At 70.4% G+C, this 21,204-nt stretch carries 15 protein-coding genes and 1 tRNA gene; 6 read left to right on the top strand and 10 right to left on the bottom strand.

Annotated elements, in window-relative coordinates:
- Positions 1 to 546: 546 nt before the first annotated feature.
- Positions 547 to 620: transfer RNA gene (locus ACF07B_RS19305), tRNA-Gly, on the top strand.
- Between the two features lie 314 nt (positions 621 to 934).
- Here ACF07B_RS19305 and ACF07B_RS19300 read toward each other — a convergent pair.
- A complete protein-coding gene (locus ACF07B_RS19300; protein ID WP_392179749.1) occupies positions 935 to 2,923 on the bottom strand; it encodes a YncE family protein in 1,989 nt (662 codons plus the stop codon).
- A 496-nt stretch (positions 2,924 to 3,419) separates the two neighbouring features.
- On the opposite strand from ACF07B_RS19300, the gene ACF07B_RS19295 reads away from it, so the two are divergent.
- Positions 3,420 to 3,611, top strand: coding sequence for a hypothetical protein (locus ACF07B_RS19295; protein WP_362393453.1), 192 nt, complete (start codon positions 3,420 to 3,422; stop codon positions 3,609 to 3,611).
- 94 nt (positions 3,612 to 3,705) lie between these two features.
- On the opposite strand, the gene ACF07B_RS19290 is transcribed toward ACF07B_RS19295, so the two are convergent.
- From ACF07B_RS19290 to ACF07B_RS19260, 7 genes are all read right to left on the bottom strand, one after another.
- On the bottom strand, positions 3,706 to 4,029 hold the full coding sequence (locus tag ACF07B_RS19290) for a hypothetical protein (protein ID WP_392179748.1): 324 nt from the start codon (positions 4,027 to 4,029) through the stop codon (positions 3,706 to 3,708).
- A 307-nt stretch (positions 4,030 to 4,336) separates the two neighbouring features.
- Positions 4,337 to 5,269 carry a hypothetical protein gene (locus ACF07B_RS19285; RefSeq protein WP_392179747.1) on the bottom strand — a complete coding sequence of 311 codons (933 nt, stop codon included), beginning with the start codon at positions 5,267 to 5,269 and terminating at the stop codon, positions 4,337 to 4,339.
- Between the two features lie 426 nt (positions 5,270 to 5,695).
- Positions 5,696 to 7,687, bottom strand: a complete 1,992-nt coding sequence (locus tag ACF07B_RS19280; protein ID WP_392179746.1) for a hypothetical protein — start codon at positions 7,685 to 7,687, stop codon at positions 5,696 to 5,698.
- A 336-nt stretch (positions 7,688 to 8,023) separates the two neighbouring features.
- Positions 8,024 to 8,443 (bottom strand): hypothetical protein, encoded by a 420-nt coding sequence (locus tag ACF07B_RS19275; protein WP_392179745.1) that lies wholly within the window; start codon positions 8,441 to 8,443, stop codon positions 8,024 to 8,026.
- A 133-nt stretch (positions 8,444 to 8,576) separates the two neighbouring features.
- Complete coding sequence (locus ACF07B_RS19270; RefSeq protein ID WP_392179887.1) at positions 8,577 to 9,782, bottom strand: acyltransferase; 1,206 nt, start codon at positions 9,780 to 9,782, stop codon at positions 8,577 to 8,579.
- A 62-nt stretch (positions 9,783 to 9,844) separates the two neighbouring features.
- Positions 9,845 to 12,019: a glycosyltransferase gene (locus ACF07B_RS19265; protein WP_392179744.1), complete on the bottom strand. Its 2,175-nt coding sequence runs from the start codon at positions 12,017 to 12,019 to the stop codon at positions 9,845 to 9,847.
- 24 nt (positions 12,020 to 12,043) lie between these two features.
- Entirely contained in the window at positions 12,044 to 12,535 is a 492-nt protein-coding gene (locus tag ACF07B_RS19260; protein ID WP_392179743.1) for a hypothetical protein, read from the bottom strand.
- Positions 12,536 to 12,763: 228 nt separating this feature from the next.
- On the opposite strand from ACF07B_RS19260, the gene ACF07B_RS19255 reads away from it, so the two are divergent.
- Both ACF07B_RS19255 and ACF07B_RS19250 read left to right on the top strand, forming a co-directional pair.
- A complete protein-coding gene (locus tag ACF07B_RS19255) occupies positions 12,764 to 13,777 on the top strand; it encodes a glycoside hydrolase family 26 protein (protein ID WP_392179742.1) in 1,014 nt (337 codons plus the stop codon).
- 109 nt (positions 13,778 to 13,886) lie between these two features.
- A complete protein-coding gene (locus tag ACF07B_RS19250) occupies positions 13,887 to 15,566 on the top strand; it encodes a PQQ-binding-like beta-propeller repeat protein (protein ID WP_392179741.1) in 1,680 nt (559 codons plus the stop codon).
- A gap of 67 nt (positions 15,567 to 15,633) precedes the next feature.
- On the opposite strand, the gene ACF07B_RS19245 is transcribed toward ACF07B_RS19250, so the two are convergent.
- Positions 15,634 to 15,888, bottom strand: coding sequence for a hypothetical protein (locus tag ACF07B_RS19245; RefSeq protein WP_392179740.1), 255 nt, complete (start codon positions 15,886 to 15,888; stop codon positions 15,634 to 15,636).
- Positions 15,889 to 16,281: 393 nt separating this feature from the next.
- Between ACF07B_RS19245 and ACF07B_RS19240 the strand changes: the two genes are divergently transcribed.
- A complete protein-coding gene (locus ACF07B_RS19240) occupies positions 16,282 to 19,332 on the top strand; it encodes an FG-GAP-like repeat-containing protein (protein ID WP_392179739.1) in 3,051 nt (1,016 codons plus the stop codon).
- Positions 19,333 to 19,679: 347 nt separating this feature from the next.
- Positions 19,680 to 20,345 carry a DUF4142 domain-containing protein gene (locus ACF07B_RS19235; protein WP_392179738.1) on the top strand — a complete coding sequence of 222 codons (666 nt, stop codon included), beginning with the start codon at positions 19,680 to 19,682 and terminating at the stop codon, positions 20,343 to 20,345.
- A gap of 70 nt (positions 20,346 to 20,415) precedes the next feature.
- Here ACF07B_RS19235 and ACF07B_RS19230 read toward each other — a convergent pair whose 3' ends face one another.
- Positions 20,416 to 21,051: a hypothetical protein gene (locus ACF07B_RS19230; protein WP_392179737.1), complete on the bottom strand. Its 636-nt coding sequence runs from the start codon at positions 21,049 to 21,051 to the stop codon at positions 20,416 to 20,418.
- Positions 21,052 to 21,204: the final 153 nt, after the last annotated feature.

The raw sequence follows: 21,204 nt of genomic DNA, 5'->3' as shown, positions 1-21,204 counted from the left end.
GCCGCCCGTTCCCGGCCCCCCCCACCCCCCCCCCCACCCCCCCCCCCCGCCCCCCCCCCCCCGCCGCCCGCCCCCCCCCCCCCCCCCCCCCCCCCCCGCGCCCGTACTACCGCTCCGACACTGTCTTCTCCAAGGCCACCGGCACCACACTGCGGAGCCGGGCGCACCGCGGACACCGGAGCAGCCGGCCGGGGCCGAGCCGCTCGGCCTGCTGCATCGGGAACGAAGCGGTGCTGAACACGTGCCCCTCGGCACAACGGACGACGGTGCGCTCCATCAAGTCCCAGAGTCCCTTCCCCAAGAGCCGCGTCAGGCTGATGCCCTGACGACGAAAGCCACATTACGGGATGAAAGAGACGGCTCTCCAGGCGGCACTCCGACCCCGCCCGGACCCACTTCAACGCCCCCACGGTACGCCCCAACTCCGGTCCCCCGCAGTCGCGTCCACCCTCCGAAACGCGAACCGGCCCCGCGGCTTCGACGCCGGGGGCCGGGCATGAGGTACAGTGAGCGGGCAGTCGACACCGGCCAAAACCGGCGTCTTACGCGGGTGTAGTTTAGTGGTAGAACATCAGCTTCCCAAGCTGAGAGTGCGAGTTCGATTCTCGTCACCCGCTCCATGTGAAACCCCCAGGTCGATGACCCGGGGGTTCTTTGTTATGCAGACCAGCGGGCGAGGCGCGCACCAGGTCGTCGAGTCCGGCCTCCACGTCCTTGGTCACCAGCGGGGTTCTGACGTCAGCGATCTCTGCCGCTGGCGTCAGCGGCAGAACGGGCGGCGAGTCGGGCCGAATTCTGGAATCTCCATGGAACCTCCGAGGTCAACCGTCAGCGTCAGCTGTCGCGTTGCCCTCGGACATCCGATCCAGCCCTACCGCCACTTCCCAGGGCCCGGCGCGTCATCGGATGCGCAGGGCCTTGGGGGCGGGCGGCCTCAGCTGGTGAAGGTGAAGTACTTCCAGGAGCCGTGCGTGGTCGAGTTCACGCTGTCGTTCGAGGAGTTGTTGATGTAGGACGACCGCACGCGCATCGAGTAGCCGGTCTGGTGCGTGCCGCCCAGCTGCACCACCGACTTGCCCGTGGAGTCGAGGTTGAAGTAGTCGTATCCCGCCGACCGCCAGGCTCCGCCGGAGTAGATCTGGAACTCCAGCTTCTGCGCGCGGCTGGGGTAGGCCGTCATCGTGGTCGTGAGAAGCGGATTGGTCGTCTTCCGGAAGTAGTACTTGGTGGCCCCGTTGACCTTGGCCGTCTTGTAGTAGCGGCTCAGGCTCAGCGACACCTTGACCTTCGCGCCCACCCAGCTCGTGGCCGTCTTCGGGGCGGTCCGCGCGTCGCCGGAGAAGGACGCGCTCACCGTGGTGTCGCGCTTCAGGGGCAAGGTGACCGCCAGGTTGCCCGCGCTGTTGACCGTGCCGGTCTTGACCAGGTACTTGCCCTTGCCGTCGCCCGCGGTGTCCGCGTAGAGCGAGAGCGTCCGGTTCTTGTACGTCGTGCCGAGGTGGGCGGTGAACGTCACGTTGCTTGCGTAGTCGTAGACGCTGCCGTTCTTGTTCACGGTCAGGGTCGGCGAGGTCCGGGAGACCTCGACCGTGCCGGAGGCGGAGGCAGCCGTGCGATCGGCGCCGCCGGCATAGGAGACCTTGTACGTGACCTTGCTGCCCGCGGGCGGGATGTCGGTGAAGGAGAAGGTCCCGTCCGCCTTCACCGTCGCGGCCGGGAGCGCCTTGCCGTTCGGGGACTCCAGGTCCGTTCGGGTGACCGCGACGGTGGTCCCCGCGGGCAGCCCGAGCGTGTTCGTGACCTTGCCGGAGACGGTCAGCGACTTGGCACGGACGGCGGTCGCCGGGGCGTTCACCGTCATGGTGGTGACGGCCTTGGCGGGGTCGGTGACGACGCGCAGGCGGTAATAGCTTTGGAGGTTGCGTGTGACCGCGAAGAGCCGGCTGCTGTCGGGCGCGAAAGCGAGGTCGCCGTGGTCGAGCAGGGTCTGTTGGGCGACTCCACCCTGTTCGTCGGTGAAATTGGAGGTCCGCCTCGGTGCCGTGCCGCCCGGCTTGTAGATGGATACTTGGGGGAGGTTGAAGGAGGCGTACGTGTCGGTGCCCATCGCGACGAGGCCGTTCGGCGCGACGTCCACCGACCGTTGTTCCCAGTAGCTGCTCGGATACCTGATGGTCTCCGACAAGTCCGATGTCCGGTAGACCTGCTGGAAGTCGCGTGATGAGCTGGCCACCACGAGCTCTGTGCCGTCCGGGGTGAGCGCCAGGTCCTCCGCGGTGCCGCCGATGGCTGCGTCCTGACCGCCGAGGAACGCGGTCCGGTCGGCCGTGCCGGACGAGACGTCGTAGATGCCGAGGGTGAAGTAGTACTGGCGCGAGCCAGCCGCCAGGGTGTTGGGAGCGCCGGGTACCGAGTCCAGCAGGGGAGCGTCCTTCCACGTCCCCTCGGCCTCCTGCGCGAGCGAAACCCGCGTCTGTCCGCCGGACAGGTCGAGAGAGCCGATGTTGCCGTGACCGACGTCGCCGTAGCCGAACCAGAGTTTGCCGCCCGCGAGCGCCAGGTGCTGCGGATCCGTGCCGTCACCCGTCGCGTACTGCCCGGCCTTGGTGACCGTCGCCGTGTCGATGGCCACGATCTCATCGGTTCCCGGCACGGCGACGTAGAGCGTTGCCGAGTCGGCGGACAGCTCCAGGCCGTCAGCCTGCGGCAGCGAGGTGACCGTCCCGATGACGGTGCCGTCGTAGTCGGTGGCGACGACCTTGCCTCCCGACGGGTCACTGATGAAGACCCGCTGGTGAACGCCGTCCACGATGATGTCGCCGCTGGACCTGATGGGCAGCGCGGCGCTGCTGTCGGCGGCGGCAGGACCCGCGACCGACCCGATCAGGGCGACAGAACCGAGAGTGACCGCGAGCGCTGTCACGGCTGAAATGCTGCGCACACGCACAGTGATACAACCCCCACTAGGAAGACAAGACCGCCCACAAGACCTCTGGAGCCCCTTCAAGGTTGTACGGCGCACCTGCGCAAGTTTCCGCAGGTCCCACTGGGTGTCGCCCAGGAGCCGGGCACCTTCTATGGCAGGCGCACACTCGGATCGCCGCGATCGGGGTCTAGCGGGTCGTAGACCGCGGCCAGTCGTGGGTGGCCGAAACACTCGTCGGACATGCGGCCGACGCTGCCGAGGGACGGCACTCAACGGCTGCTGAATCACAGCAGCGCCCAGCAGTGCGGCAGGAGAGTGCCCCAGGCCCCGACCGCGGTACAGCAAGGCTGTACAGCAACCACCACGACCGCAGCCGACCGTCAATGTCTCCGAACACCCACGTGACCTGCCGACGTTTCCCATCAGACGGTGCGCACCACAGCCGCGTCGCCCCGCCCGACTCGGTCCGCACACCGCGGGTTACCTTCACCGGATGAACATCAAGGAGCCGGTGAGCTGCGCGTTCTGCATGGAGACCACCGATGTCGGCCCCTCCGGTGATGGCGTCACCTTGGAGATCACGCGGGCCGGGGAACAGAGCACACAGTTCGTCTGGGCCCACCTGAGGTGCCTGGACGAGCGGCTTCACCAACACATCACCCGGGGCCCATGGCTCGACGACTAGAAGCACCCGGTCAGGGGCCGTTGACCCGCGGTGGGTGGGGGATCCGAACCCACGGTGGCTCGCGCCACGACCGTATTCAGGGCTGTCCCTCCGCTCACCGCGGCAGATCGAGGTGCGCGAGCAGGCGCAGCACACCCGTGAGGTGATCGAGATCGTGCCACAGGGCGATGACGTCCTCTGAGGCGCGCCGCACAAGCGCCCCGATCTCGGCGACATCGTCGCTGACCTGTCCGCAGCCAAGCTGCGTCGGCGTCTCGCTCATGTCGAACGCGGCGGCAAGGTCGAGGCTCCAGTAGTGGTCCACGGGCGCCCCGGAGAGGTCGACCTCATCGCCGAACCGGCGTTCCGCCTCGTCCAGGAGCACGGAACAGGCTCGCCGGAGATCGGCCATCCTCAGTACGTGTTCGCTCTGCGTCATGCACGCGATGATGCCGGAGCATCCAGCTCAGCCGTCTCGGCGTCCGTGGCCGCCCCGACGAGGCAGGCGCGGACGGCCACTTGGAGAATCCACCTCCTCAACTGTCACTGCCACGCCATACGTTGCGCGCAGCATGCGCTCGTCCTACGAGAACGAATACTCGGGCGACAACGTCAACTCGACGACCCACCGGCTCGTGGAAGTACCTGCACTTCTCCAACCAGTCGGTACCACGGTGACGTGGCGGCGCTGCCGGTCCCGCCTCCGGCCGAGGGCGGGGGCGGGACCGGGTGGAGCGGATGTGGCGTCAGCGGGTGGTCGTGGTGCGGATGTCGGTGACGTCGCCGAACACCGGCTCCAGTTCCACGACGAGGCTGGTCGTCACCGTCGGCGACTCCCCGCCGCCGAAGGTGTGGGTGACGGCGATCTCACCGCTGTCGCCGCCCTCGCTCACCGTCCACCGCACCGGGACGTTCTGGGCCCGCAGGACACCGTCCACGTTGTTCTTCTTCTCCCAGGCCGACAGCCGCTTGGCGAACGCGGGCGCCAGGTAGTGCGCCCGCAGCGCCTTGGCCAGTGCGCTGTCCGGGCCCGCGGCGTCGTCCTTCGCGTCGATGTACGCGCCGTAGAAGTCGGCGACCTGGGTCACCGAGTCACCGGTGCTGCCACTGACCGACCGCACCGCGGCGGACGTCCTCGCGGACGTCTTCACGGGGGCGATGTTCGTGGTGCGGATGTCGGAGATGCCGCCGACCGGCTCCTGCTTCACGACGAGCCTGGTCGTCGTCGTGGGCGACTCCCCGCCGCCGAAGGTCAGGGTGACGACGACCTCGAGGCCGTTGCCGCCCTCGCTCACCGTCCACCGCACCGGGACGTTCTGGGCCCGCAGGACACCGTCCACGTTGTTCTTCTTCTCCCAGGCCGACAGCCGCTTGGCGAACGCGGGCGTCAGGTAGTGCGCCCGCAGCGCCTTGGCCAGTGCGCTGTCCGGGCCCGCGGCGTCGTCCTTCGCGTCGATGTACGCGCCGTAGAAGTCGGCGACCTGGGTCACCACGTCACCGTTGAGGCCGCTGATCGACCGCGACGCGGCGGACGCCTTCGCGGATGCCTTGGCGGGGGCGGGGACGGCGGCCTGCGCCGTCGCCTGTGCCGCCGCACCGAGCCCGAGGGCCAGGACGAGGCCGGCGGCGACGGCCACGCGGCGGCCCGGACGACGGCGTGCAGAGGTGTTCCTGTTCATGGTGTGACTTCCTTCTCTGGTCCGGACGCGGGTGTTCTCCGCGTCGTGGGACGGCGGTTGGTGCGAGGCGCCGCACGCCACCCGGGCACAGAGGTGTCCCGGTGCACAGGCGCAGGGTGGTTGTCGCGTACCGCCGGCGGGGCGGTCGTGCCGCCTCGGCCGGTGCGACATCCACAGATTCCCGGACGCCGGGGACCCCGACAACAGCCCCCGCCACACCCGGGACAGTGGGACCGTCCCACCCCTGTCGACCTGCGAGAACAGCCAGACCTGGGATGCCGTCCTGGGATGCGGAGACGACTCGCACCGCGCCGTGCCGCGCCGCGCAGGCCGGCCATCGGATGCGCCTCCCGTCACCCGCTCCACGGCAGAGGCCCGGGTCATCGACCCGGGCCTCCGCCGCTGTCCGCAACCGAGCCCGGTCCGCTACAGGGCCGTCGCGGCCTGGGCCGCCTCCAGTTCGGACTCGGTCCGCTCCGCCTCTCCCTTCGCGGCCAGGGCATTGGTGGCGGAGTTGAAGCGCTCCATGGAGGTGGGACGGTCGGAGCCCAGGACGTACTCCTTCAGGGTGAGGCGGTCGAGGACCATCGGGTCGGTGTGCGGAGCGCGGACCGAGTCGAGGATCTCCGGGAGACGGGTGCACTCGCGGTCGAGGAGGTAGGCGCCGCCCGCAGTGGTGTAGGCGGCCCGGAACTCGTGGTCGGGCAGGTCGTGCGCGTTGGTGAGGACATACGGCTTCAGGCTGGCCACGAAGTCGGCGACCACCGAGGAGACGTCGCTGATGAGCATGTCCGCCTGGTTGAAGCACTCGTAGAGGTTGGGCAGTTGGCCGAGGATCACGTTGTGGCGAAGGGTGCCCTGGCTCTCCCAGAAGATCCGGTGCCACTCGGCGCGCAGTTCCTGCCACTCGGCCGCGCCGGCGCGGTCGGGAACCCGGGCCTCCCGCATCTGCTCGGCGGCGTCGCCGCGGAGCCGGCCCGCGAGTTCGTCGAGCCGGGTCCGGATCTCCTGGAGCCGGGGCCGTACGGCGAGGGCCGCGGTCGCCGCCTCCGCCGGGTCACGCCGCTCGTTGTCGGCACGCAGCAGTTCGCGGATCGTCCGGTCGGCGTCCGCCGCCAGGGCCGAGCGCTTGCCGGTGAGCGGGTGCGGTTTGTAGATGATCCGTACGTTCTCCGTCAGGAGCTTCTCGATGAGGGGAACGCCCATCGGGATCAGCGAGGTGTGGCAGTCGTCGTCGCTCCAGCCTTCCCAGGTGGGCGCGTAGAGGACGACGGGCAGAGGGCCGGGGACGTGCTCGGCGTGCAGACGGATCGGGGACAGCTGCGGGCGGCCAACCTCCACGATCGCGCTGTCACTGATCGCGTGCCGCACCCGCTGGTAGCGGTCCCGGCCCGCGCGGCCAGCCACCCAGATCTCGTCGTACACCTTGCTGACCCGGTTGCTGCTGGCCAGCTTGTCGCTGTCGCCGTGCCCGATGAAGACGTGCTTGGCCTCGGCCACGCGCAGCATGTGAACGTTCTTGCCCGCGTTGCCGGGATACAGCACGACCCGGACGCCGGACAGTTCGAGCTCGGCCAGGTCGTCGGCCTTCGGAACGCAGACGACGGGGATCCAGGTACGGCTCAGGTAGCGGAACGAGGCGGTCTCCCGAAGGATGATCACCGGCCGCAGGTCGAGCTGTTCGAGCGTCTCGATCCACATGTTGACCTGGTACATGAAGTCACGGGAGACGGCGGCGAAGCTGAAGTAGAGCGCCACCTCCGGGCGGTACTCCTCCAGTTGGCGGTTGACCTCGGCGAACACCTCGTCCCGTACGGGCATCCGGCGCGCCCTGCGGTACTGGCCCAGCACCGCGAGGACGGCCACCGCGGTCACCCCGACCGTGAGCGCGAAGCCCGCGTAGGCCGGTTCCCACGTGCCGGCGGCGAGCGCGGCGAGGAGCCCGATGTGGGCCGGCAGGTCCAGGTGCAGGAGCTTGCGCACGTGGCGTCTGAACAGGACGGCGGGCGGCTGCTGGGGGATCGGCAGCGCGCTCAGGTCGAGGTTGCGCACCATCAGGGGCAGGACCCGGCGCCGGCGGATGGCGTGGTGCACGGCGGTGTACAGCATCATCATCGCGAAGTGACCGCTGACGACCGCGAGGGCGGTGACCAGCCACCCGCCCGGCGCGCCCATCCGGCTGGCCAGCGCCAGCAGCATCACCGTGCGGACCGCGAACCGCATGGTGCGATCGAGATGCAGGGCCGCCAGCCGGCGTACGAAGCTCGGAGCGCGCGCGTGCAGGACCTCGTCCACCACGTACGTGAGCGTCGCCGCCGCCATGAAGCCCCACAAGGACGGCAGCAGGGCGAAAACCGGCAGTGCGACGAAACCGGCGCCGAGCAGGAGCACGAGGAGCAGGTCGATCACCCCGCGCACACGGAGGACTCCACACAACCGACGGATCATCATGGGCAGCGCCTTCTGTTCCGAGATGCTCGCCCGGACGGGCGATCTGTGTACGCCAGTTCGACGCGCATGCCAGTTCGACTCGGTAAGAAGATGAAGAGTTGTACACCTGATCTACGGAAGAAATTCATTTTCCATCGGGAATGTCCAGGACGGCTCCGCCCGGGGGCAGGACAGCCATGGCGCCGGGCGGTCGCGACGAAGAGGGCCCCCCGGACGTCGGTCCGGGGGGCCCTCTTCGTCGTCACGGGTTCGCGACGTGAGCTCGCGCTCCGCCCAGCGGCTCGAATCGGCCGCCGAGGGGTCCTACTTCTTCACGGGGTCCAGGCAGAGGACGAACTTGTCGGCGTCCCACTCCTGCGCGAGCGCGGCCTCGCCGACCTTGCACGCGTTGACGTCGAAGGTGTTCTCGACGACCTTCAGGACCTTGTAGTTGGCGTCCTTGTCGTCGCAGCCCTTGGTCTCCACGTCGGGGTTGTTCTCGGAGCCGGTGACCTTGACGCAGTCCCCGACCTCGGCGCGTACCGGGGAGTCGTCGAAGACGTAGCCGATACCGAGCTTCACCACCACCGCGATCACGATCAGGACGACCACGCCGAGAACCTTCTTCAGCTTGCTCTCCTTGGCGGGTGCGGCGGGCGCGGGCGCGCCCCCGGGTTCGGGCTGCCCCTGGGGCGGGGAGAACTGCGGGTCCTGCGGGGCGGCGGGGGGCGTCGGAGCGCTCATCTGCGGTCTTCCTGGATCTTGCAGGGATATCGAACGCGCGCACGCTACACGAGATGTAAGAACCAGATAAGGGCGGGGTGGCCCGGGGGCGCGCCGCGGTCGGCGGCCCCGGACTCCCGTACCCGCGACGCCTCTAGCGACTGCGGCGGCGGCCCTTGGAGCGGCGCGGATAGGGGAAGAACCGCGGGCGGCGCTTGGCGGCCACGTCCTCGATCCAGCCGAAGAGCAGGATCGCCAGGCAGATCAGCGGAACGGAGAGCACCAGCGGGGTCCACTGGCTCGACAGCAGCCACTGGGCGTGGTGGTAGAGGAAGCTGTTGCTCCACAGCGGGTCGATCAGCGGCTCGGTCAGCACCAGCGCGAAGGAGTGCCACAGATAGACGGTGACCGCGCGGGAGTTGAGGAGACTGATCACGCCGTTGAACCGCTCCAGCGGCTTGGGCCACCGTTCCCAGGACGGGCTCAGGTGGAGCAGCAGCAGCACCGCGCCGAACGACCAGATCGCCTGGGCGACCGGTACCGCCTCCAGATCGTGCCCGAACCGCGGGTTCTCCACCGGAGCCTGCATCAGCCACCAGTAGCCGAACATGAGCACCAGCGGGGCGAGGGACGGCACGATGTACTGCGGGATCCTGCGGAGCAGCCCCTCCTGGTGGGCCATGCCGAGCAGCCAGCAGGAGCCGAAGGTGGTGAAGTCGGTGACGGCTTCCATCAGCCGGCCGGACTGGTCGACCAGGCCGGAGTTGACGAAGACCGCCAGCGCCAGCGGCAGCAGCAGGGTGACCCAGGGCAGCTTCCGCATCGCCTTGAGCAGCAGCGGCGACAGCAGGACGTACCAGAGGTAGGCGCGCAGGTACCACAGCGGCACACAGATCTGTTCGGCCCAGGAACTCGGCAGATGCCCGCCGAAGGTGTGCAGCGAGGCCCCGAACGGCGGCTGGCTGAACGGCAGGATCCAGTAGGCCAGGTCGCCCCACCACCAGTTGACGTGGTGGGCGGAGTCGGGCCTCCAGCCTTCCAGGAGCATCAGCGGCACGACGACCGCGCCGAACAGCCACATCGGCGGCAGCAGACGGCGCAGCCTGCCGCGGATCACGCTCACCGCAGGCCGGTTGAGGGACCGCACCATCAGCGACCCCGCCAGCGCGAACATGACGCCCATGGAGGGAAAGACGATCGGCAGCCAGGTCCAGCCGAAGTTGTGGTAGATCACCACGCGGACCAGGGCGAGCGCCCGCAACAGGTCGAGGTAGCGGTCACGGCCGGGCTTGCGCGCGGGCGCCGGGGCGGCCTCCTCGGGCTGCGGGGCGAACTGCGCGGGAAGCACGACGGGGTCCATCACCCGCAGGGCGACGGTGTCGGAAGAGTTGCGGGCGCCATAGGCACCTCGTTCCGCGGTACTCATGAAGACATCGCCCCCGTCGTGTGCTCGAGCCCGACCTCACCGGTGCGCTTCAGCTTCTGCCAGCGCAGCCGCCCCCCGGTCAGCGCGGTGATGGTGGACTGCAGCAGCACCATGTACATGAGCACCCGGTAGACCACCTGCTGGGCCGGCAGCGTGATCAGATGCCACGCCTTCTCCTTGTCGAGGTGGAAGGACCACCAGGCGCAGACGGCCTGAAGGGTCATCACCGCGAACCAGGCGGCCAGGGTCCTGTACGCGTCGACGAAGACCACGCCGTAGACCATGCCGATGTCGATGGCGGGTGCGAGCAGCGGGGTGACCACCATGAACAGGGCGACGAACGGCAGGCCCACCCGGCCGAAGCGGCCGGCCGGGCCGCGCTCCAGCACCGCGTGCCGGTGCTTCCACATCGCCTGCATGGTGCCGTAGCTCCAGCGGTAGCGCTGCGACCACAGCTGCTTCATGCTGACGGGCGCCTCGGTCCAGGCCCGGGCGTTCTCGGCGTAGACGACCTTCCAGCCGGCCCGGTGCAGGGCCATGGTCACGTCGGTGTCCTCGGCGAGGGTGTCGTCGCTCATGCCGCCCGCCTCCTCCAGCGCCGAGCGGCGGAAGCCGCCCACGGCGCCGGGGATGGTCGGCATGCAGTTGAGCACGTCGTACATCCGGCGGTCGAGGTTGAAGCCCATCACGTACTCGATGTGCTGCCAGGCGCCGATCAGTGTGTCGCGGTTGCCGACCTTGGCGTTGCCGGCGACCGCGCCGACGCGCGGGTTGCCGAAGGGCTGCACCAGTTCCCCGACGGTGGCGGGTTCGAAGACGGTGTCGCCGTCCATCATGACGATCAGGTCGTACGAGGCGGCGGCCACACCGGTGTTGAGGGCGGTCGGCTTGCCGCTGTTCGGCTGCCGGATCAGCCGGACCATCGGCAGGCCGAGCTCCTCCACGATGGCGGCCGTGTCGTCGGTCGACCCGTCGTCGACCACGATCACTTCGATGGGATGGTCGCTTCTGGCCAGGGAGAGCAGGGTGTTGGTGATGCACTCCTGCTCGTTGTACGCGGGTACCACCACGGTGACCGGTTCGGTGACCGGTTCGCCCCAGGAGAAGCCCGGCTTGCGGATGCGCCGCACATGGATCGCCGAGAGCACCAGCATCAGCGCGAACCGCACCATGACCAGCACACCGACGACCGCGAGCAGGCCGACCAGCCACGGCAGCAGCCGCACCGAGAAGGTGGTGCACCACAGGAACGCCTTGCCGACCCAGAGGTTGTAGCTGGTGACCTCGGCGTTGGCGGAGCCGGTGCCGAGCGCCTCGCCCGTGGTCTTGAAGGTGTAGCCCTGGGCCTTGAGCTTGTCGATGATGATCGGCAGCGCGGCCAGCGTCTGCGCGCGGTTGCCGCCCGCGTCGTGCAGCAGGATCATCTGGCCCTGGCCGGGGAGGTCGGGCATGGCGGCCTTGACGATGGAGTCGACGCCGGGGCGCTTCCAGTCGTCGGTGTCCTTGTCGATGAAGGCGGTCAGGTAGCCCTCGGACCCGGCCTGCTTGGTCACCGGCCACGACCAGTCGTCCAGCGCGTCCACGGTGGAGGAGTAGGGCGGGCGGAACAGGCTGGAGTGGATGCCGGCGACACCGGCCAGCGCGAGCTGGGTCTCGCCCAGCTCCCAGGTGAGCCGGGTGCCCGAGTGCATCGCGAGGTCGGGGTGGGTGAAGGTGTGCAGACCGATCTCATGGCCCTCGGCCACGATCTGGCGGATCAGCGCCGGGTTGCGGGTGACCATCGAGCCGGTGACGAAGAAGTCGGCGCTGACGTTCTTCTCCTTCAGCACCTTGAGGATCTTCGGCGTCCACTGGGCGGACGGCCCGTCATCGAAGGAGAGGACGACGGTCCTGTCCGGGATGGTGTAGTTGACCGGCTTGTTCTTCTTGTCGCCGCGCGCGTCGACGACCGGGCCGCCCTCCAGAACGCTGGTCGGGACGGTGACCTTGTCCACCGAGGTGGCGATGCTCTCGTCGTGGAAGACCTCGTTGTTCGCCATGCCGCGAAGCACCATCAGCGCCAGCAGGGTCGCCAGTACGGTCACCGGCAGAAAGAAGCGCAGGGGAGGTGCGGCGAGCCGGCGCGGCCGCGCGATGGACTGCCGGGAGCGTTGACGGCGGGAGCGGGACATGGACTTCCTGGTGGTCGCGTCTGGCTATGGCACGGTGGCGGTGGCGGTGGTGGATGCCGCCGTGCCGGCCGTCGTCGTCGCGGTGACCGGCGACTCGGTGTCGGTCACGGAGCCCGACGTCGCGAACCCGGCCGCCGTCGTCGCGGTGGCCGACGGCTCGGTGACGGTCACGGGGCTCGACTCGGTCGTCCCGGCCGCCGCCGTCGCGGTGGCTGACGCGGTGAGATCGGATGCGGTCGCTGTGGCGGTGGCGCTCTGTCCGGGCCGGGCGGCGCCGGGAGCCGCGGGCAGCGGCGCGTTCAGGTACTGGCTCGGCGGTGTGGTGTCAGCGGTGGCGGGGACGGTGAGCGCGGGCGCGTGCGACTGGGTTCCGACCAGACCGGAGACCATCGCCACCACGCACCCGGCGCAGAGGATGCCCACCAGCCAGCCGAGACCGCGCAGACGGCGGCCACGCATGCCGGTCTGGTCCACAAAGACGGGAGCGGGCTCGACCTCCGTGGAGGTACTGGTCATCGACGGCCTCGAGCCTTCCTGCGTCGTGTTACACGTGTTACAACTGCCGGTCGGCGATGCCGAAAGCAGTGAGTAGCGCGAAAAAGTAATGAATGTGCAAGGAAGGGGAGATTATCCGACCACTCCCGATCGTGTACAAGATTACATATGAAGATTCAGTGAATGTCACGCGGGTCTCGTAGAGTTCCGGTGACGTCGCTTGCCCCCTGCCCGATCGGACCTTCCCGCATGGTCATAACCCGCCGCCGCAGCCGCCTGTCGGCAGCCGCGATCCTCATGGCCGCCGTCTCGTTGCTGGTGGCCGCGTGTGGTGGCGCGGGAAGCGGGGGCGGCGCCGAGGCGGGGGGAGCCGGTGCCTCGGGCGCGCACTTCCAGGTCCCGTCGTCCATGCTCAAGCCGTCCGGCCGCGCGCTGGGCGTCGTCGACGACAAGACGCCCTGGCAGTACGACATCGTCAGCGCCTTCGCCGAAGAGGCCGGGCGGACGCCTGACATCCGGGAGTACTACAGCTCCTGGGGCGGCGACTTCGACGCGGAGGGCAACGCGTTCCTGTGGAAGCACGGCCAGTTGCCCATGATGGCGCTGGTGCCCTCCGACACCTCGCTGGCACACATCGCCCAGGGCGAGGACGACGCCTACATCCGCCGGCTCGCGGACCAGATCGCCGCCTACGACGGCCCGCTGGCCCTCTCCTTCGCCGGTGAGATGAACGGTCCGTGGAACTCCTGGGGCCCCGGGCACGCCAAGCCCGCCGACTTCGTCGCGGCGTGGAAGCATGTGCACGACATGTTCGCCGAGCGGGGCGTCACCAACGTGATCTGGGTGTGGACCCCGCACGTGGTCGACTCGGGCACGACCGCGAAACTGCGCCCGTACTATCCAGGCGGCGCCTACGTCGACTGGGTCGGCCTCATCGGCTACTACGGGCCGATCGACGGCGCGGCCTTCTCCAGCCTCTTCGCCCCCACCCTGCGTCAGATCGCGGGCTTCTCCGACAAGCCGGTGCTGATCGCGGAGACCGGAGTGGCGCAGAGCGACCGCAAGGAGGCGCACATCCGTGACCTGTTCCGGGGCGCCGCGAAAGCCGGCGTCATCGGGCTCGTCTGGTACGACCAGCGCAAGGACTGGCCGGGCGGCAAGCAGCTGATGGACTGGCGGATCAGCACCTCGGTGGGCGCGCTGGCCGCGTTCCAGGTGGAGACGGCCCGGAACGGCTTCGGTCATTCGTTCAAGAACGGCTGATCCAGGGCGCGCGGGGGACACCGGGCGCAAGCCCGCGAGGGACGACGTTATTGATGGCGCATCACTGCGGCTGGCGCATGCGGATGCCCGACCAGGGGAGATCACGGAGATGACGACGGATTCGTCGCCGGGCCAGGGGGCGCCGCAGGAGGAGTCCGGCTGGGCCTTCCGGCCCCGCAAGTCGGTTGCCGGCCCGCAGCCGTACCCGGGAACGGCTGCCGACGCGGCCGACCACCCGCAGCCTCACGGGGAGCAGCGGCAGACGGAGCCGGCCGTCCCGTCGTGGGACGGCGGTCGGTCGTCGGCCGAGCCGTACCGCCGGTCGTCCGACACGCGATGGGACGGCACCATGCCGCTGGGGATCGCCGATCCCGGCGCCCACGAGGCCACGCGCGAGCCGGGTCACCGGACGTCCCCGCACGACTGGTACGGCAGCGAGTCGGCGGACCAGGAGTCCGGATTCCCGCCGGCGGCGACCGCCGTCCTCGACCGGACGGCCCTCCGCCACCCCGGGCCCGCCGCCGCGCAGCCCCGGCCTTCCGCGGGCACGGACGGCGAACGGCCCGGGAAGACCAGGCGGGTGGGCAGGATCCTGCTCACCCTCGCCGTCCTCGCCGCCGTCGGCGGGGCCGCCACCGTCATGCTCAAGCAGGAGGAGGCCGCCGCCGTCGCCTCGGAGAAGCTGACGCGGGTGTGGCAGATACCGGCGCCGGCCGCCGACGACGCCCTGATCGGCAGCTGGCTCACCGACAAGCTGCTGGTCCGGGCCAGCAGCCGAGGCGGCCTGCGGGCCTACGACCTCGCCGACGGCAAGCAGGTGTGGCGCGCCGCGTCCCCCGCCACCGCCGCCAAGCGCGGCACCGTCCCCTGCGGGATGTCGCCCACGCTCAGCGCCCAGGGCATCGGCACGGTCGCCTTCGGCAAGGACGGCAGCACCTGCACCTGGCTGGCCGGGATCAAGGCGTCCACCGGCAAGATCCTCTGGTCCCTGCCGCTGACCGGCAAGAAGCACCAGGTGGCAGCGCCCGCCGCGACCTATCTGCAGGGCGACGTCGCCACCGTCGTCGGCGTGAACTTCCTCGGCGGGGTGGACCTGCGGACCGGCAGCCGCGTCTGGGGCTACAAGGCCCGCGGTCACTACTGCAACGCCTACAACTGGGGCGCCGACGGCGTCGTGCTGGTGGACGACTTCTGCCTCGACAAGAAGAACCGGTTCACCCTCACCGCGTACAACGGCAAGACCGGGAAGGTGATCTGGCGGAAGTCCGAACGGGCCCACTCGGACGTGACGCACATCCTGTCCGGCTCACCGCTGATCGCCGCCGTGCACACGGCGCGCCAGGACGCCGTGCGGGTCTTCGGCACCAACGGGACCGGCCGCAAACTGGCTGTGGGCAACGACGAACTCACGACCGGCAACGAAACCGGCGCCGACCACTCCGCCCGGCTCTACGGCAAGGTCCTGGTCACCCCGGCCTCGGCCGCCGGCAGCGCGGTGATCGACGGCTTCGACACCACCACCGGTGCCAAACTCTGGACCCAGCGCTCCGCCGTGCTCGCCGTGCCCGCGTCCGGCGCGGACGACAAGGTGTACGCCATCACCACCTCCGGCGCCCCGCAGCTCATCACCATCGACCCGCGCACCGGTCGCACCACCCCGGTCGCGGGCCTGCCGGTGGGGACCGGCAAGTGGGGCTTCACCTCTGGCACGGTGTACGTCACCTCGGACGGCAGCGTGCTGGAGCTCAACGCCCTCGGGTCGAACGGCGGTGTGCGGCTCTACCAGTAGGGCCTCACGCGGGACGGCGGGATCCTTGGCGGGGGCGGCCGGCCGGTCTCGTCCGGGCGCCCCTCCGCTACCGCGCCGGGGCGAGGGACCCGGTCCGCCCGGCCGGGATCTTCGCCCGATCCGCCGCCGGCTTTCTGCCGAAGTAGACCCAGGCCAGGGTGGCGAGGACCGAGCCGTTGAGCAGGAGGAGCAGCCACAGCAGCTTCGGCAGGAAGCGGACGCGGTCCCGGGGAGTGCGGGCGCAGTCGATCAGACCCCACAGCCAGATGGCGGCCGCGAGGGCGATCAGCCCGAGGGACGTCAGGTCCATCATGTGCAGCATCCGTCTTCTCCTTACTCGGACTTGGGCTCGGACCCGGCTCGGACTTGGGATCGGACCCGGACCCGGACTCCGCGGAGCGGCCGTCACCTCCTCATCGGACGACCCCCTCCGATCGGTTCACGGAATTCCCGGCCGGTTCACGCGAGCTCCCACCCGGTTCGCGCAGACCCGGCCCTTTCGGTTCACGGGCGCGCTCGACGGACCCCGGTGCCACGGCAGACCACCGCACCGCTCCCCTGCCGCAATGGTCATGCGCAAGTAAAATGCTATGATCCCGCCACTCGCCTGGGGGGGGTGTCCGAACGTCCTGCCCGCACGTCTGTGACCTGCGGCGCGACGGCCCACGCACATGTCTCTCCACGCCTTCAGCCACCGTTCCCGGAGAGGTCCCGCATGGGCAGACGCGCGCTCGTACGATGCGCCACCGCCGCCGCTGTCTCCTTCACGCTCGCTCTCGGACTCGGCCCGCTGACGGCCGGCGTCGCGCAGGGCGAACCGGTCACCGGAGAGGTGGTCGTGCCGGCCACCACGTCCCTGGTTCCCCGGACGGGCCTGCTGAGCGCGGGGCCCTCGGGATTCCTCCGGTACGAGGAGGGGCGCGGCCAGTTGTGGACGACGTACGACGGTGTCGACACCGTCGTCGACGCCTCGGGCACGGACGCGTACGGCGTCACGAGTGCCGGCGCGGGTTCGGACGTCGTCGCCCGCTTCGACAGCTCCGCCCGGACCGTGACGCTGCGGAACATGACGTCCGGTCAGGTCGGTACGGTCGCGCTGCCCGACGGGCACTTCTACTTCAGCACCCTCGGGTCGACGGTCGTCACGACGACGGGAACCCCGGGCGACTCCCGGTGGCATCTGCTCGACGCCCGGGACGACGGCTCCGTCTCCGACCGCACGGTGGAAGGCGTGCCCTCCGGCGTCTACACGCAGTCCGCCGCCGGTCTGGGCGACGCGCACGGACAGGTCGTGCGGTACCGCAAGGGCGACGACGAGGTCACCGGGTGGCTCGACACCGAGCAGGCGCGCTTCACCGCCCTGCCGTACGAGGTGCTGCCGTGGTACGACATGGTCGCGCTCAGCCCCACCCACCTCGTGTGGTGCTACGACGGCATCCTGCACGTGGCCTCCCGCCAGAACCCGGCCGCCACCGTGCGGACCGTGCCCGTCGGCGACATCTCGCAGGTGCTGGGCCTGGTCGGCGACACCGTGATCGTGGCCCGGTACGACTCCTCCCTGGGCAGAGCCGACACCGGCCGCGCGGTCTCACGGGTCGAGGCCGTCCCGCTCGACGGCTCCGCGCCGCGGACGCTGATGGCCAGGACGTCGGTGCGGGCGATGGCGACTCCGGACGGCGGGCTCCTCGTACCGGGCGGCCCCGACACGGACCACTGGGGCGTCTCGCTCGTCGAGGCCGCCGCGGGTGGCGGGGTCACCGTGCGCCGGATCGCGGACGCCTACCCCCGCAAGGCCGCCCACACGGTCTCTCAGCTGACCCTCGCCCAGGGACGGCTGACCACCTTGGAACAGGACCCCGTGGGCGACTGGACGTATCTCCACACCCGTGAGACGGGGGTGTCCGGCTCCCCCACGGCGGGAACGCGCACCACCCGTGGCCGGATCACCATGGAGAACTACGCGCAGGGCCGCCCTCGTCTCCTCGACACCGGTGACGGCCGGACGGTCCTCGCCGGCTACGGCACGGACACCGCCCAGCAGCCCCAGCTCCTCGGCGCCGGCCAGTCACTGCCCGGCACCCGGATCGACAGCTCCCGCGGCTATCAGACCGCGACCGCCGCGAACGGCCGCTTCGCCGCTCTGACCAGGCCGTACGACAGCAACGGGGTGGCGGAGACCCGGATCGTCGACGTCGACTCCGGACGCACGGTGTTCACGACGACGGAGAGCGTGCGGGCGATCTGGGGCACCACCGTGTGGGTGATGTCCGGCAACGACAGTGTGGTCCCCTACGACCTGCTGACCGGCGAGCAGGGCGAACCGGTGTGGTTCGGGCGCGGCTGCCTGCTGAACGACTTCCAGGCGGTCGGCCGGTGGCTGCTGTGGAACTGCGTGCTCGACTCGGAGGGCCAGGGCGTCTACGACACCGTCACCAAGCGGAATCTGACGCTGGTGTCGGGCGGCGGCTGGGAGCAGGCGCAGCTCGGCGACGGCTTCGTCGCGACGGTCGCCGCCGGACAGCTCAAGGTGATCGACGTGCGCGGCGGGACACCCGTGGCGCACACCGCCGGGGCGTTCGAGGGCAACGCGTGGGACGTCGACCCGTACACCGGGGTGATCGCCCAGCTCCGCTCCGACAACAGCATCCGTCTGACCTCCAGTGACGTCCCCGTCTCGGCGCTCGTCCAGCGCGACGCCACCGTCGCCGCCTCGGTCGACGTCAAGGGCGGTGCCGCGCAGTGGAGCCCGAAGTGGTGGCTGAACAAGCCCGCGGCCTCCTGGAAGCTGGAGATCGGCGACAAGGCCGGTACGGCCGTGCGCACGCTCTCCGGCGGTCCGGCCCGCGGTGTGGTGAACCCGGCCTGGAACGGCAAGGACGGCTCCGGCCGGCTGGTGCCCAACGGCGCCGCCACCTGGAAGCTGACCGTCACCCCCGCGGACGGGCAGGGCGCGGCGCTGACGAGGACGGGTTCGGTCAAGGTCACCGGAGCCGCCGCGGTCCGCCGTGACTTCGTCGGGTCGGACGGCTTCGGCGAGCTGGTGACGCTCAACAGCTCGGGCGGGCTGACGTACCAGTACGGGACGGGCAAGGGGACGTTCACCGGCAAGGTGTCGGGCTCCGGGTGGCCGACCACGGTGAAGGCGGTGCCGTTCGGCGACCTGAGCGGTGACCGCTGCAACGACGTGCTCGTGCGGTTCAGCAGCGGCTCGCTGCGCGCCTACCGGCCCGCGTGCGGGGCGGCGGTGACGCCGTCCACCGCGTACACCTCGCTGGGCACGGGCTGGAACCAGTACGACGTGCTGACCTCGCCCGGGGACGTCAGCGGCGACGGCCGGGCCGACCTGGTCGCCCGCCAGTCCTCGACCGGCGACGTCTACCTCTACAAGGCGACCGGCACGGGCACGTTCTCCGCCCGGGTGAAGGTCGCGTCCAAGTGGACGGGGTACAAGAAGGTCGTGGGCGCCGGTGACCTCAACGGCGACGGTCACGGTGACCTGCTGGCCCAGGACAAGTCGAACGAGCTGTGGCGCTACGACGGCACGGCGGGCGGCACGTTCAAGGCCCGCGTGAAGGTCTTCAACGACTGGGGTTCGTCGTACAACGTGGTCGTGGGCGTCGGCGACGTCACCGGCGACGGCAGAGCCGACCTCGTCTCCCGCGACAGCGCCGGCACCGTGTGGCGCAACGACGGCAACGGCAAGGGTTCCTTCGGCGGCCGGACGAAGACCGCCACCGGCTGGCAGGGGTACAAGGGCCTGTTCTGACCGGCCCTCGCCATCGCCCCTCGGGCCCGGACGGCCTGTGCCGTCCGGGCCCGTTCGCCGTTCACGGACCCGCCCGCACGCGGGCCGGAGAGGGGCGCGCCCGGTCCTGGGCGCGGCCCGGTGTCCGTACGGTCCAGGCGTCCCTTGGGCCGTTCGGCCCTATCGGCCCCGGGCGGCGGAGTGATCTTCTGGCACGGCGGCCGGGTGCCCCGCCCTGCGACTCCCGTTCCCCCCGTACAGGAAGGGCCGGAGCACCCGGTACGCGCCAACGAACGGCTCCGGCCGGTACGGACCGCACCGGCCGAGTGAAGGTTGCCGAAGAACAGCCGGTCCTCAGGGAGGCTCAGTTGCGGCGCAGCTTCGTCACGATCTTCATGGTGCTGGCGATCGGCGGCACGATCGGCTCACTCGCGTACCCGGTGTTCTACTCGTACCCCCACCGTTTCGACGCGGTGAAGGCCGCCATCGCCGACCCCGGCCCCGTGGTGAGCACGCCCTGGGGACCGCTGAGCACCGCCGACCGCGACCTCGTGGTGCAGGTGGAACTGGACGGCCTGTGGGAGATATCCGCGGGCCGGCAGGCGATCGACAGGGCCCCCACGAAGGCCGTCGAGGAGGCGGGCGAGCAGCTGGTGGCCGGCCACACCGAGCTCGACAAGCGGGTGCGCACCGTGGCCGGTGACCTCGCCATCGTCCTGCCGACCCGGCCGACCGCCGAGCAGCAGGGCCGGCTCGCGCAGCTGACGGCGGCTCAGGGCGGCGCTTACCGGCAGAAGTTCGCGAACCTGCTGCGCGAGGAGCACGGCAGGCTCTTCCAGCAGCTCGCGCAGGTGCGCAGCAGCACCCGCAACACGCTGGTACGGGAGCTGGCCACGGTCGCCGACCGGACCGAGCTCGGCCACATCTCGGCGCTGGAGAGGACCGGATACGTCGACTTCGACGCCGTCGCGCACGAGGCGACGGCGTCTCCGACCGCCCTCCCGACCGTGCTTCCGGCGCCCTCGTCGCCATGAGCACCGGCGCCGTGAGCACATCGGCCCCGCACGGGCGGGCCGGGATCCGGGGGCGAGGAGGGCGGGCGGTTCAGCGCCCGAACGAGCAGTTTCCCCATGCGGTGGCCAGGGCGTCGGGAATCGCCGGGATGTCGCCGCAGCCGCGCGGACCCGCGGGGAGGCCGTCGCTCGCGACGAAGACCCAGCCGCCGCCCGAGTCGCGGAAGTACTTGATGGCGCCTCCCTCGTCCTGCATGCCCACGAGTTCCGCCTGCGTGGCACCCGCGAACGGCTGGAAACGGGTGGCGGCGTAGCGGACGGTTCCGCACTGACCGTAGAAGAACGTGTGCGGCTCCGGCTCGATGTGCTGGAAGTGGGTGACGTCGTGCCGGTACATCCGGGTGACCTCGGCCTTCACCGCGTCACCGGCGGCCAGGTTGCGGCACCCCGCGACGGCGGTGGCCGCGTGGCCAGCCGGGGTGGCGGAGGCCCGCTCCGGGGAGGCGGTGGCCGATCCGCGCGACGGCGTGCCCGTGCCGGCGGGACTCGACGAGGGTGAGACGGCCGGGTCCGGGGTGTCCCTCCGGACGGCCGCCGCGGCCGAGGAGGCCGCGGAGGAAGCGGGGGTGTCCGCGGCGGAGCTCGCGCCCGCCGAGTCCTGGCACCCCGTCAGCAGCATGATCCCGCCCGCCAGCGCCAGCGCCGGCGTACGTCTGAGACCCGACATGTCCCGTCCTCGTTCTCGACGACCTCGCCCGGCCGGCCGGCACCGGCCGTCCCGGTCCGCCCGACCGGCGAAGTCATGGTCACGGCCTGCGTGACCACGGCATACGGCCGTCGCTCGCCCGGCCGCGGATTCTGCCCCACAGGACAGCACGGG

The organism is Streptomyces sp. NPDC015532 (assembly GCF_043078065.1).
GTDB lineage: Bacteria > Actinomycetota > Actinomycetes > Streptomycetales > Streptomycetaceae > Streptomyces.
Note: the sequence above shows the minus strand (reverse complement) of the source record. Positions and strands in the feature narration are given on the sequence as shown.